Origin of the sequence: Acinetobacter sp. YH01022 (genome assembly GCF_013420235.1) — a bacterium.
Lineage (GTDB): Bacteria > Pseudomonadota > Gammaproteobacteria > Pseudomonadales > Moraxellaceae > Acinetobacter.
Genome location: NZ_VOYP01000006.1, coordinates 35,422 through 48,103 on the forward strand (window position 1 = coordinate 35,422; position 12,682 = coordinate 48,103).

Consider the following 12,682-nt stretch of genomic DNA (forward strand, 5'->3'; position numbering starts at 1 on the left):
AAAAAGTTAAATATGTTGTGTCCAGTCGCTAATACAATCCCGTATTAACTGACAGGTTTCATCAAAGACCAATTGCTCATGCTGGTAAGGGTCAGGAACGTTTCTGCCTTGCCAATGCCCTAAGCGGAAAGTTTTTCCTTTCGCAAAAGGCCAGGTCTGCTCTATATGCTTTTGCTGATTTTGACTCATGACTAGAATCAGATCGGCCTTTTTAATCAAATTGGCATTCAGTTTTTTGGCAATATGCGCGCTCATATCAATGCCTAGGCGCTGCATACACAGGCTAGCTTTTTGATCTGCAGCATGACCGGTTAAACCGGAAATACCTGCAGACTCAATATGCAGTTGCGGATACTGTTGTTTTAAGAAATATTCAGCCATCGGACTACGACAGATATTGCCTACACAAACCACGAGAATATTCTGAATTTGCATTATTGCCCCAGGCGATCCAAATTATAAAGTGCATTCGAGAAAGGAATAATTTGGTTGACCACACGTTGCCAGCGGGCTAAACCTGAAGCATCGACATAGACAATATCATTGCTGCGCATTTTGAATTTATTGGCCAAACCAAAATCGGCAATACTGGTTAAATCTAGTTGATACACTTCTGTGGAGGTATCTACAGCATTGCTACGGACGACATAAATTTTACTTCGACTTGCAGACAGCGGATTTAAACCTAAACTTTCACCTAAAACATCACTTAAACTCATACCTTGATCGCGCATTGGCAGGGATTGGTTTTTACCCGATTCACCCATGACGTAAATTTTTTGGTTTTCACGTGAATTGACATATAAAGTGTCATTGGGTTGGATCAGCAGGTTATGTAAGGACAGTCCGGCTTTTTCCAGCTCAATACTATTGAGCTGATAGCTCCGGCCCTGTCTGACCAAGGTAATCGAGGTGTTATCGCCTTGTTGCGTATTCACCCCACCTGCCATGCCTAAAGCGGTATATACACTGACAGGTTGATCACTGAGCGCAAATTGTCCACCTTTCATCACATTGCCTTGTACCGAAAAGCGTTGACCTTGATAAGACAATACCCGGGCAATCACATCCGGTGTTTTTAAATAACGAGACAGCTGGTTGCGTAATTCCTGATTAACCTGTGTTAATGATTTTCCTGCTGCTTTATAACGGCCAATCATAGGAAACTGGATATAGCCATTTTGGTCAATTTGATAACCATTGGCCTGAGCAGATTGTTCACTACTAATTGAACTTGTAGGCGGGGTTATGTCTGGATAAGCCCAAAGATAAATAGAAAGAATATCTCCAGGACTCAATTTATAATTTTTATGGGAAGTATGAAATAAATGGGCATAATCCTGACGAATATTAATTTCAGCCGGCTGCACGGCAAACAGCGATTCTTGAGTGAGTTTGATTACATTGACTTGAGTGCCCAAATCCGTTTGATAAACCCCTTCACTAGGTAAATCATAAGTTTGTAAACCAGAAGTGATTGCACAACCAGTCATTCCTAAACTCAGTGCAAACATAACGCTATAACGGTAGTAACTCACTCGAAATCCTGTTTATAAAAATAATTTGAAATTAATATATGGGCGTAACTTGTCCAATAAATGAAATTTGAACAATAATATTTTATACCACTAATGTTTTGTTACCTAGTCTAAGATGTTGTTGAATCGTAAGATGTTGGGTATAGGTGTGGAAATACTACTGGGTTATCTTTAAATAAGAAATAGCAAGAAAATTAAATTTATTTATTGTGTGATGTTTTTGGCGTTTATCAACCCTGATTTTAAGATTGGCATAAATTGCCCGTTTGAATGATCTCTCCTATAAAGACAATATTTTACAATTAAAATTACTGCAATTTCTGTTATATTATAATGCTATTTACAACGTCACGATGATCAAGAATTCATCGATCGCATAGGCTTCTATATGTTACAACTCTCTGAACTGAAAATAGCAATTATTGGGCTAGGTTATGTCGGTTTACCCTTAGCTGTAGAGTTTGGAAAACAGGTTTCTGTTGTTGGTTTCGATATTCATCAAAAGCGTATTGATGAATTAAAAAGCGGTCAAGACCATACCTTAGAGGTCTCACCTGAAGAATTAAAACAATCTACTTATTTAACCTATACTGCAAATCTAGAAGATCTAAACGACTGCAACTTCTTTATTGTGACGGTGCCGACCCCGATTGATGAATATAAACAGCCGGATCTGACGCCACTGGTCAAAGCCTCGCAAAGTATTGGTAAAGTTCTGAAAAAAGGCGATATTGTTGTTTATGAGTCAACGGTTTATCCGGGAGCCACTGAAGAAGTCTGCATTCCTGAATTGGAAAAAGTATCCGGTCTAAAATTCAATCAGGATTTCTTTGCGGGTTATAGCCCAGAGCGCATTAATCCGGGTGACAAATTGCACCGCGTGACCAATATTCTTAAAATCACTTCAGGTTCTACGCCTGAAGTCGCGGATTTTGTCGATCAGGTCTATAACCTGATTATTGAAGCCGGCACTCATAAGGCATCCAGCATTAAAGTGGCTGAAGCGGCAAAGGTGATTGAAAATACCCAGCGGGATGTCAATATTGCGCTGATTAATGAGCTGGCCTTGATCTTCAATAAAATGGAGATTGATACTGAAGCGGTACTTGAGGCTGCAGGCACGAAATGGAACTTCCTGCCGTTTCGTCCGGGTCTGGTCGGCGGGCACTGTATCGGGGTCGATCCGTACTATCTCACCCATAAAGCGCAAGCGATTGGTTATCACCCTGAAATCATCTTGGCTGGCCGCCGTTTGAATGATGGTATGGGCGCCTATGTGGTGACTCAGTTAGTGAAAGGCATGCTGAAAAAGCGCATTCAGGTGGAAGATGCCAAGGTGCTGATTTTAGGCTTAAGTTTTAAAGAAAACTGTCCGGATATCCGTAATACCCGCATTATTGATATCGTCAATGAACTGAAAGAATATCACGTGAATGTAGATGTTTATGACCCATGGGTAGATCGTGCCGAGGCCGAGCATGAATATGGGATTGATCCTGTTTCGACATTAACAGAAAACAGCTATGACGCCATTATTCTGGCGGTGGCACATCATCAGTTTAAAGAGATGGGCGTAGAGAAAATTCGTGCCTTGGGCAAAGCGGAACATGTTTTATATGATTTGAAATATGTACTTGCACAGTCTGAATCTGATCTTCGTTTGTAATTTAAAAAGTGTTAGGAAGTATCGTCATGAGTCAATATCAGCTGGTTTGTGAACAGTTAAAGCAAGCACCGAAAACGTGGCTGGTCACGGGGGTTGCCGGTTTTATTGGCTCCAATCTGTTAGAAACACTGTTAAAACTTGATCAAACTGTTATTGGTTTGGATAACTTCGCTACCGGTCATCAATATAACTTAGATGAAGTACAGTCATTGGTCAGTGCGGTGCAATGGGCAAAATTCACCTTCTATGAAGGCGATATTCGTAATTTGGAAGATTGCCAAAAAGCCTGTGCCGGCGTGGATTATGTCTTGCATGAAGCCGCTCTGGGTTCAGTACCACGTTCGATTGCTGATCCGATTACCACTAATGCCACCAATATCAGCGGCTTCCTGAACATGCTGACGGCTGCACGTGATGCCAAAGTCTCTAGCTTTACCTATGCCGCCAGTAGTTCAACTTATGGTGACCATCCGGCACTACCTAAAGTTGAAGAAAATATCGGCAAGCCACTTTCGCCTTATGCGGTCACCAAATATGTAAATGAGCTGTATGCTGAAGTCTTTGCCCGAACTTATGGCTTTAAAACGATTGGTTTGCGTTACTTTAATGTCTTTGGCAAGCGTCAGGATCCAAACGGTGCCTATGCAGCCGTGATTCCAAAATGGACAGCGGCCATGATTGCCGGTGATGATGTGTTTATCAATGGCGATGGTGAAACCAGCCGGGATTTCTGCTTTATCGATAACACGGTGCAAGCCAACATTCTGGCAGCGACCACAGCCGATGATGCCGCAAAAAATCAGGTCTATAACGTCGCAGTGGGTGACCGTACCACCTTGAATGATTTGTATCGTGCGATTCAGGCTGCACTGGCTGAAAATGGCGTGAACTATACGAAAGATGCCGTATACCGTGACTTCCGTGCCGGAGATGTACGCCATTCTCAAGCCAGCATTGCCAAAATTGAGAAAGCCCTGGGCTATGCACCAGAGTTTCGAATTGATGCCGGTATTCAGCTGGCCATGCGCTGGTACGTTAAAAATCTGACATGATTGCGCGTATTTTCGCCAAATATCAGTCGATTGGCTTAATCACGTCGAGTTTATTAGTAGGTGCGATAATCACATTTATCGCACTTCCTTTTTTAACGCGCCTTTATTCGGTTCAGGATTTTGGTGAATATGGCATTGCATTGGCTGTAGTCAGCGTTTTATCGACCATTGCCAATTTGCGTCTCGATCAAGCCTTACTGGTCGCGGAAGAGCAGGACAAAAAAAGCCTGATCTTTGAAGGAGCGATGTTCTCCACAGCTATTGTAGCGGTCAGTGCTATCATCTTAAGTTTTATTTTTGATGTTGCTGTGGTCGCTGCCATTTGCAGTGGCGTGTTGGCCAATACCCTGATTCAAACTATCTATAATTATAAATTTGCCGCGCATGCCGAATATTTCTGTGCCGGACTGAATATTTTGCGTAGCCTGATTGTGGTGCTGGTACAGCTGGGTTTGCCCTTGTTGATGAGCATCAGCCTGGTCAACAGTTACAGTGTCAGTTCAGTGCTGATGCTGCTGTTTGTACTGATTTATATTGTAAAAAATCAGCTTTATCAGGTCAGTTGGCAGGCATTTAAGCACTATCAGGATTTTATTTATTCCAATACGCCACATGCCTTGCTGAACAGCTTTTCGCATAACTTGCCTTATTATGTGGTCTCGCATTTTGTCGGTGTGCAGGCGATGGGCTTCTATGCCATTGTGGAGCGGACTTTGCGGGTGCCGATTAATTTAATGTCGCAAACCATTCGCCAGTTTTTTATCCGCAAATTTAAACATCTGGAAAATAGTCAGGAAGCCCTGAAAAGCAGTGTACTGCTGAGTCTGCTGTCTCTGCCGCTGTTTGCCGTGTTTTTTGTGCTGCCAGAATCCCTGTATTTATGGGTATTTGGCAAAGACTGGGTCGGCATTTCTACCTATTTCCAGATTTTGGCCTTGGGCTATTGGGCCATTTTTTGTAATCCGCCCAGCTCGGCCTTCCTGATTGCACAGCGTAGTAGCCATGTGCTGTTTAGATTGCAGATTATTGAGTTATTGATTAAATTCGTTTTATTTTTCGGCCTGTATCTACTGGTAGAAGATAAAATCTATATGCTGCTTGCCGTACCGGTTGCCTTGATTTTTTATAACTTTGCCATTTTATTCTCTGTGTGGAGTAGCAAAAAGTGATGTTTTTTAAAGCTTTAAAACTCATGAACTGGTTCACTGCACAATGCCGCAAGGTGCTTTATAATCAGGCCTTTGCTACCCGGTTTAAATATTTTGGCAAAGGCACTACGCTTGAAATTGCAGGTCAGGTGCGTATGGGTAAAAACGTCTATATCGGCGATCAGGTCAGCCTGATTGTGGAACCAGGCGCAATGCTCAGCATTGCCGACAACAGCTTTATTGGTGAAAGTTGTTATATCAAATGTTTTGGTGGCAATATCAGTATTGGTCAGGATGTCAGCATCAATTCCAAGTCATTTATCAATGGCTGTGGTGGAGTCAGCATTGGCGACAATACCCGCATTGGCACGCAAAGTATCATTATTGCCAGTAACCATAAATTTGATGATCCGAATATCTTGGTGAAAGACCAGATTACCAAGCAGGGGGTCAGCCTGGGGGAAAATATCTGGCTGGGTGCCCGGGTGACGGTTCTGGATGGCGTCAATATTCCGGACAATAGTGTAATTGGAGCGTGCAGTCTGGTTTCCAAAACGCTTGCCGAGCCGGGAATATATGTCGGCATTCCTGCCAGAAAAATCAAATAAGCCTGGCAATGCAATTATATGCCTGAAGCCAATTTAGGCGTAAAATAGCCCACTTCTCGCATTTTTTGTTTTGCTGCTCTAAAGGTCATGCGCATGGCATTGATAAAATCCGTCTTCAATACACTCTTTGACCTGGTCTATTTTATGGCCAAAGGCAGTGTGGCTTATGCGCGGAAAAAAGGGGTCAGCGTAGGTGAACATTGCCGCATTTATATTAAAAGCTGGGGCTCGGAACCCTTTCTGATTGCTATTGGCGATCATGTTACCGTAACTTCCGGGGTGAAATTTATTACCCATGATGGCAGTACCTGTCTGGTCAAAGACCAGCACGGCAAACGCTATCAACGCTTTGCCCCGATTCAGGTCGGTTCGCATGTGTTTATCGGAGTCAATACAATTGTTATGCCGGGGGTGAAGATTGGTTCCAATGTCGTGATTGGGGCCGGTTCGGTAGTGACCAAAGATATTCCGGATAACAGTGTGGCGATTGGTGTGCCCGCCAAGGTGGTTTCAAGTTTTGCGGACTACGCTGCCAAGATTCAAGCCAGCTGTGCCAGCGATTCGGAACTGGCCGGCATCCATGATTATCAGCAGCGTGTGCAACGTGCAATGGCTCTGCAAGCTTCTAAAAGCACAGATTAATTTTTTCCATTTTTAGGTATTGTTATGCTCAATAAAATCATGTTTTTTTTGCCGAGCTTAGGGGGTGGTGGGGCAGAACGTACCGTGATTCAGTTGGCCAACAACCTGGTCCAGCTGGGACGCAAAGTGGATGTGGTGGTCTGTGACATCAGCGGGGTAAAAGGCAAACTCCTGCCCGAGGTTGATCCGCAGATTCAATTGATTGATTTAAACTGTGGCCGTGTTGCCAATGCCATTTTCCCACTAAAAAAACTGTTGCAGGCGGTGGAGTATGATGTGCTGGTGGCGACCCAGACCCATACGAATATTATTGCTGCCCTGGCCAGACGTTTAGCCAAAAGTCAGGTCCGGTTGATTTTGCGCGAGGTTTCCACGCCTTCAAAAAATTTGAAATTGCAGGGCATGGCAAAGTGGCTGCTGAAAACCCTGGTCAAAATGACCTATCCAGCTGCCAGTCAGGTGGTCTGTGTCTCCAATGGCGTGCTGGATGATTTTCGTGAATATTATGCCTATTCCAAGAACAATTTAGTCACCATTTATAACCCGGTGATTGACGAGACCTATGCTGAAAAATTGCAGGTCGCGGTTGAGCATCGTTTCTTTCAGCCAGAACATAAAGTCATTCTGGCAGTCGGGCGTTTAACCGAAGCAAAAAATTTTGATTTTCTGATTCGTTCTTTTCATGCCTTGTATCAACAGCACCCGGAAACCCGCTTGATTATTCTGGGAGAAGGGGAATTACGCGGTGAACTAGAGCAATTGGTTCATGACTTAAGCTTAAGCGATGTGGTTGATCTGCCCGGCTTTGATCCCAATCCCTATGCCTATTTTAAATATGCCGAGCTGTTTGTCTTGAGTTCCAACTGGGAAGGCCTGCCCGGGGTGTTGATTCAGGCTTTGGCTTCGAAAATTAAAGTGGTGAGTACCAATTGCCCGAGCGGGCCAAAAGAAATTTTGGCTAATGCTAAATTTGGCTTGCTGGTGGAATGTAATGATCAGGCGGGCATGACTGCGGCGATGCAGCAGGCGATTTTCGGTGAATATGTCACGTATGATGACACTGAACTGGCTGTACATTGTCTGCAATTTCATAAACATACCGTGCAACAGCGTTATCTGCAGCTGATGGAGCGCTCCGCATGAATCAGCCGAAACCAGTCATGGTGCATGTGATTACCAACTTTGCCGGAGTGGGCGGGGCAGAGATGATGCTGGCGCGCCTGATTCAGCAGACCCGCGACCAGTATGCGCATGTGATTATCGCACTGATGAAAACATCGGAGGTGTATGCCGAAACCCTGGCGCAATGCCAATCCTATTATGCATTGGGCTGGAACGGGCTGAATACACTGGGGACGATTGCTAAGCTGCGGCATTTGCTCAAGTTCATTGCGCCAAAAACGGTGCAGTGCTGGATGTATCATGCCAATGTATTGACCAGCTTAAGTTGCATCGGTCTCAGCCCAAAACCCGAGATTTTTTGGGGCATTCATCATTCGCTGGCCTCTCCCAAAGAAGAATCGCTGAGTACCAAAGTCGCCCTGGTCATGAGTAAAGTTCTGGCCGCGCAGCCCCAAGGCGTGATTTATTGCGCGCATTCATCCTTGCAACAGCATCAACGCTTTGGCCTGAAAAATAGTAATACTCAGGTGATTGCCAATGGCGTGTTTCTAGACAAGTTCCAGCCCAATCCTGAACTGCATCAACCGATCAGCATTGGTTTTGCCGGACGTTATCATACGGCAAAAGGCTATCCCTATCTGTTTGCGACTCTGGCAAAACTGAAAGATCAGCCGATTATTTTTAAAATTGCCGGCAGTGGGGCAAGCTTAGAGAATCCCGAAGTTAAAGCCCTGTTTGAGCAATTCGGGCTAGATGAAAACAAAGTGCATCTGCTCGATCAGGTTTCCGACATGCCGGCATTTTATCAGTCGGTGGATGCCTTTTTGATGACCTCGATTACCGAAGGCTTTCCCAATGTGCTGGTCGAAGCGATGGCATCCGGCCTGCCCTGTATCAGTACCGATGTCGGCGATGCTAAATATATAGTTGATGAGCTGGGTGCCATTGTGCCGCCACGTGATCCGGAGGCGTTGGCCAATGCCATTTTGGATTATGTTCATTCCAGCCAGGCGGAAAAATTACAGTTGAAACAAGCCAGCCGTGCATGGGTGGAACAACATTTTAGTATTGAAAGCGTGAGTCAGCAGTATCTGGACATGTGGAGACAAGGTGCATGAAGTTTTTGATGATTTGCAGCTTTTTGCCGTCCGTTCTGAATTTCCGTGGCAAGCTATTGGAAGCCATTGCTGACCGCGGTTTTGAAATTCATATTATGGCCCCTGACTTAAAATCTTTTCCAGACGAGACGGCTAAACTCCGAGATTTGGGGTATCGTGTTCACTGGATTCCTATGCATAGAACCGAAGCAAATCCAATTTATGACCTAAAAGCCTTATTTGTGATTTATCGTTTGATTCGCAAAATTCAGCCGAATTATGTACTGTCCTATACCATTAAACCAGTAATCTACGGCACGCTAGCGGCATGGCTCGCAAAAGTCCCACATAAATTTGCATTAATTACAGGTTTGGGGTATGCCTTTCAAAATGTCGAATCAGGCAAGCGTAGTATTTTTCAAAAGTTGGTACATAGCCTATATGCTCAAGCACTGAAACATACTGAAAAAGTCTTTTTTCAGAATCCGGATGATTTAAAGCTGTTTCTACAGATGCAATTGCTCAATGTGAACAAGCCAACTGTAGTGGTGAATGGTTCAGGGGTGAATGTGCAGGATTTTAATGTAATGCCATTACCGCTCAATAAAGAAGGACAGGTAAAAGCTTCTTTCTTGCTGATTGCTCGTTTGCTCGGTGATAAAGGCGTGCGTGAATATGCCGAAGCGGCTCGTATTGTCAAAGCGCAATATCCTGAAACGGAATTTCATCTGGTCGGCTGGATAGATGACAATCCTTCTGCGATTTCGCAAGCTGAGCTGGATACCTGGATACAGGAAAAAACCGTGAAGTATTGGGGTAAACTGAGTGATGTACGTCCGGCCATTGCGGCAAGTTCGGTCTATGTATTGCCTTCTTACCGGGAAGGAACCCCGCGTACCGTGTTAGAGGCCATGGCGATGGGGCGTGCCATTATTACCACCGATGCTCCGGGCTGCCGTGAAACGGTGAGCAATGGCGTAAATGGTTATTTAGTCGGGGTGAAATCGGTCGATGATCTGGTGCAAAGCATGCAGTATTTTATTGAAGACTCCCAGCTGATTACCTATATGGGGCAGCGTTCCCGTGAAATGGCACTCAATAAATATGATGTATATCAGGTTAATGCCCACATGATGTCAGAAATGGGACTCTAATTTATTAATCTTAATTTGTTTATCCAAATCACTGATTTTATATATTTGATTGATATATGTATATTATTTATGTTTTAAATTTAAACATATTTTTGGTGGATTAAATAATTCATTATTATAAATTAATCAATTATTTTTTTGTATTTTATAAAAATGAAAAATTATTCGTATAAAAAAGATAATTAATAGAAGAAATATTTAATAATATTTCAAATATTGCTAGAATGTGCCATTTTAAAAATTAAATATAATCGATGAGGGATTGTCTGTGAGAAAAATTCTTTTAGTCTTTGGTACAAGACCGGAAGCAATTAAAATGGCGCCTCTGGCGTTGCAGTTAAAAGACAATGACGAAAGCTTCGAAACAAAGGTGTGTGTAACAGGTCAGCATAGACAAATGTTGGATCAGGTACTGGAACTTTTTAACTTAACACCAGATTTTGACTTAAACTTGATGAAGCCAGGACAAACCTTGTCTGATATTACTTCTGGTGTATTGAAAGGCTTAGAGCAAGTTTTTGCTGAATGGACACCAGATGTTGTGTTAGTGCATGGCGATACTGCCACAACTTTTGCCGCCTCTTTAGCTGCGTATTATCATAAAATTACGGTTGGTCATGTAGAAGCAGGTTTGCGTACTGGCGATATTTATTCACCTTGGCCTGAAGAAGCAAATCGTAAACTTACAGGCGCGTTAACCACTTATCATTTCGCGCCGACTCAGTCTTCTTATAATAATTTAATTAAAGAAAATATAGACCCGAAAAATATTACCATCACAGGCAATACAGTTATTGATGCTTTGCTTACTGTAAAAGAAAAGGTTGAAACAGATCGGGCGGTTATTGCTCAGTTTGAGCAGCAATTTAACTTTTTAGATTCGACAAAAAAACTAATTTTGGTGACTGGTCACCGCCGAGAAAACTTTGGTCAAGGCTTTTTAAATATTTGTACAGCATTGGCAAATATTGCAAAACAGTACCCTGATGTGCAAATTGTATACCCTGTACACTTAAACCCAAATGTACAAAAGCCTGTGAATGAATTGCTATCGGGTATTTCTAATATTTATTTAATAGCACCGCAAGACTACTTACCTTTTGTGTATTTAATGAACCGCAGTTATTTGATTTTAACCGACTCTGGCGGTATTCAGGAAGAAGCCCCTTCTTTGGGTAAGCCAGTATTGGTGATGAGAGATACAACCGAGCGCCCAGAAGCGGTAGAGGCAGGAACAGTCAAACTTGTAGGCACAGATGCAGCACTTATACAACAGTCTGTGATTGAGCTATTAGAAAATACAGACTTGTACCAAACGATGGCGGCAGCGCACAACCCGTATGGTGATGGTACAGCGAGTCAACAAATTATTCGTGCTTTAAATAAATAAATTGAGTAAAAAATGCAGAAGTTCAAACATATTTGTGTCATTGGTTTAGGTTATATCGGTTTACCAACTGCGGCTACCTTTGCTGCGCATGGGGTAAAAGTTACAGGTGTAGATGTTAACCCACATGCGGTAGATTTGATTAATCAGGGCAAGGTTCATATTGTAGAACCAGACCTAGATGCTTTGGTGCGTGACGTTGTTGCACAACAAAAGCTTTCTGCACAATTAAGCCCTGTTGCTGCAGATGCTTATATTGTAGCTGTACCGACCCCTTTTAAAGATAAGCATGAACCAGACTTAAAATATATTGAATCTGCAGCGAAAGCGCTTGCATCACAGTTGGTGAAAGGGAATTTAGTTATTTTAGAATCTACTTCGCCTGTAGGTGCAACTGAACAAATGGCGGCATGGCTGAGTGAGGCTCGTCCAGATTTGACTTTCCCTCAGCAGGTTGGTGAACAGGCGGATATTCTAATTGCTCACTGCCCAGAGCGTGTATTACCTGGCAAGGTCTTGCAAGAGCTAATTAGTAATGATCGTATTGTGGGAGGAATGACCCCGCGCTGTTCGCAAGCGGCAATTGATTTATACAAGGTTTTTGTAAAAGGTGCATGTATTGAAACCAATGCTCGTACTGCAGAAATGTGCAAATTGACAGAGAATTCATTCCGTGACGTCAATATTGCCTTTGCTAATGAGCTTTCTATTATTTGTGACAAGTTAGATATAAATGTATGGGAGTTGATTCAGCTTGCGAATCGTCACCCGCGAGTCAATATTTTACAGCCAGGTCCTGGAGTAGGCGGGCACTGTATTGCGGTTGACCCATGGTTTATTGTGTCTAAAACACCAGAGCAAGCCCGTTTAATTCGCACTGCACGTCAAGTGAATGACAGTAAACCTGAGTGGGTGATAGATCAGGTAAAAATTAAGATTGCAGAGTTTTTACAGGCGAACCCTGAAAAAACCATTAAAGATGTAACTGTAGCTTGTTATGGCTTAGCTTTTAAACCGGATATTGATGACTTGCGTGAAAGTCCAGCTTTAGAAATTACCAAACAATTAGCTGAACAAGGCTTAAATATTTTAGCTATTGAGCCTAATATTCAAAGCTTGCCATCAGGGTTACCCCAAAATGTAAAATTAATTGATTTTGATAATCGTACACAAGCAAATATCCATTTGATTTTAGTAGCACACCGTAAATTTAAAAATATGACAATAACGAGTGAGTATATTTTAAATACAGTCGGTATTTAATAAGA

The 12,682-nt window shown here is 42.9% G+C and carries 12 protein-coding genes; 10 read left to right on the forward strand and 2 right to left on the reverse strand.

Features of this window, described 5'->3' with window-relative positions:
- Window positions 1-6: 6 nt before the first annotated feature.
- The gene (locus FTT87_RS03090) at window positions 7-435 is read right to left on the reverse strand and encodes a low molecular weight protein-tyrosine-phosphatase (RefSeq protein ID WP_180082082.1); all 429 of its coding nucleotides are present in this window, start codon (window positions 433-435) and stop codon (window positions 7-9) included.
- Window positions 435-1,514 carry a polysaccharide biosynthesis/export family protein gene (locus FTT87_RS03095; protein WP_180082084.1) on the reverse strand — a complete coding sequence of 360 codons (1,080 nt, stop codon included), beginning with the start codon at window positions 1,512-1,514 and terminating at the stop codon, window positions 435-437. The genes FTT87_RS03090 and FTT87_RS03095 overlap by 1 nt, the downstream gene beginning before the upstream one ends.
- 412 nt (window positions 1,515-1,926) lie before the next feature.
- Here FTT87_RS03095 and tviB point away from each other — a divergent pair, with 412 nt between their 5' ends.
- The 10 genes from tviB to wecC all read left to right on the forward strand — a co-directional run bounded on the left by tviB (window position 1,927) and on the right by wecC (window position 12,677).
- Window positions 1,927-3,204: a Vi polysaccharide biosynthesis UDP-N-acetylglucosamine C-6 dehydrogenase TviB gene (gene tviB / locus FTT87_RS03100; protein ID WP_180174339.1), complete on the forward strand. Its 1,278-nt coding sequence runs from the start codon at window positions 1,927-1,929 to the stop codon at window positions 3,202-3,204.
- Window positions 3,205-3,230: 26 nt separating this feature from the next.
- Window positions 3,231-4,256: an NAD-dependent epimerase/dehydratase family protein gene (locus tag FTT87_RS03105; protein ID WP_180174340.1), complete on the forward strand. Its 1,026-nt coding sequence runs from the start codon at window positions 3,231-3,233 to the stop codon at window positions 4,254-4,256.
- A complete protein-coding gene (locus FTT87_RS03110) occupies window positions 4,253-5,425 on the forward strand; it encodes a lipopolysaccharide biosynthesis protein (RefSeq protein ID WP_180174341.1) in 1,173 nt (390 codons plus the stop codon). Before FTT87_RS03105 ends, FTT87_RS03110 begins: the two co-directional genes overlap by 4 nt.
- Window positions 5,425-6,012: a DapH/DapD/GlmU-related protein gene (locus FTT87_RS03115; protein ID WP_180174383.1), complete on the forward strand. Its 588-nt coding sequence runs from the start codon at window positions 5,425-5,427 to the stop codon at window positions 6,010-6,012. Before FTT87_RS03110 ends, FTT87_RS03115 begins: the two co-directional genes overlap by 1 nt.
- A gap of 93 nt (window positions 6,013-6,105) precedes the next feature.
- Window positions 6,106-6,654, forward strand: coding sequence for an acyltransferase (locus FTT87_RS03120; RefSeq protein WP_092820092.1), 549 nt, complete (start codon window positions 6,106-6,108; stop codon window positions 6,652-6,654).
- A gap of 24 nt (window positions 6,655-6,678) precedes the next feature.
- A complete protein-coding gene (locus FTT87_RS03125; protein WP_180174342.1) occupies window positions 6,679-7,797 on the forward strand; it encodes a glycosyltransferase in 1,119 nt (372 codons plus the stop codon).
- A complete protein-coding gene (locus tag FTT87_RS03130; protein WP_180174343.1) occupies window positions 7,794-8,894 on the forward strand; it encodes a glycosyltransferase in 1,101 nt (366 codons plus the stop codon). The genes FTT87_RS03125 and FTT87_RS03130 overlap by 4 nt, the downstream gene beginning before the upstream one ends.
- Window positions 8,891-10,027, forward strand: a complete 1,137-nt coding sequence (locus tag FTT87_RS03135; protein ID WP_180174344.1) for a glycosyltransferase family 4 protein — start codon at window positions 8,891-8,893, stop codon at window positions 10,025-10,027. Before FTT87_RS03130 ends, FTT87_RS03135 begins: the two co-directional genes overlap by 4 nt.
- A gap of 268 nt (window positions 10,028-10,295) precedes the next feature.
- Complete coding sequence (wecB, locus tag FTT87_RS03140) at window positions 10,296-11,417, forward strand: non-hydrolyzing UDP-N-acetylglucosamine 2-epimerase (RefSeq protein WP_180174345.1); 1,122 nt, start codon at window positions 10,296-10,298, stop codon at window positions 11,415-11,417.
- A 12-nt stretch (window positions 11,418-11,429) separates the two neighbouring features.
- Complete coding sequence (gene wecC / locus FTT87_RS03145) at window positions 11,430-12,677, forward strand: UDP-N-acetyl-D-mannosamine dehydrogenase (protein WP_180174346.1); 1,248 nt, start codon at window positions 11,430-11,432, stop codon at window positions 12,675-12,677.
- The last annotated feature ends 5 nt before the right edge of the window (window positions 12,678-12,682 follow it).

Coding starts and splice junctions, on each gene's coding strand:
- wecC (WP_180174346.1), top strand. CDS start 11,430: ATGCAGAAGTTCAAACATATTTGTGTCATTGGTTTAGGTTATATCGGT.
- FTT87_RS03125 (WP_180174342.1), top strand. CDS start 6,679: ATGCTCAATAAAATCATGTTTTTTTTGCCGAGCTTAGGGGGTGGTGGG.
- FTT87_RS03130 (WP_180174343.1), top strand. CDS start 7,794: ATGAATCAGCCGAAACCAGTCATGGTGCATGTGATTACCAACTTTGCC.
- FTT87_RS03135 (WP_180174344.1), top strand. CDS start 8,891: ATGAAGTTTTTGATGATTTGCAGCTTTTTGCCGTCCGTTCTGAATTTC.
- FTT87_RS03120 (WP_092820092.1), top strand. CDS start 6,106: ATGGCATTGATAAAATCCGTCTTCAATACACTCTTTGACCTGGTCTAT.
- FTT87_RS03090 (WP_180082082.1), bottom strand. CDS start 435: ATGCAAATTCAGAATATTCTCGTGGTTTGTGTAGGCAATATCTGTCGT.
- FTT87_RS03110 (WP_180174341.1), top strand. CDS start 4,253: ATGATTGCGCGTATTTTCGCCAAATATCAGTCGATTGGCTTAATCACG.
- tviB (WP_180174339.1), top strand. CDS start 1,927: ATGTTACAACTCTCTGAACTGAAAATAGCAATTATTGGGCTAGGTTAT.
- FTT87_RS03095 (WP_180082084.1), bottom strand. CDS start 1,514: ATGTTTGCACTGAGTTTAGGAATGACTGGTTGTGCAATCACTTCTGGT.
- FTT87_RS03105 (WP_180174340.1), top strand. CDS start 3,231: ATGAGTCAATATCAGCTGGTTTGTGAACAGTTAAAGCAAGCACCGAAA.
- FTT87_RS03115 (WP_180174383.1), top strand. CDS start 5,425: ATGTTTTTTAAAGCTTTAAAACTCATGAACTGGTTCACTGCACAATGC.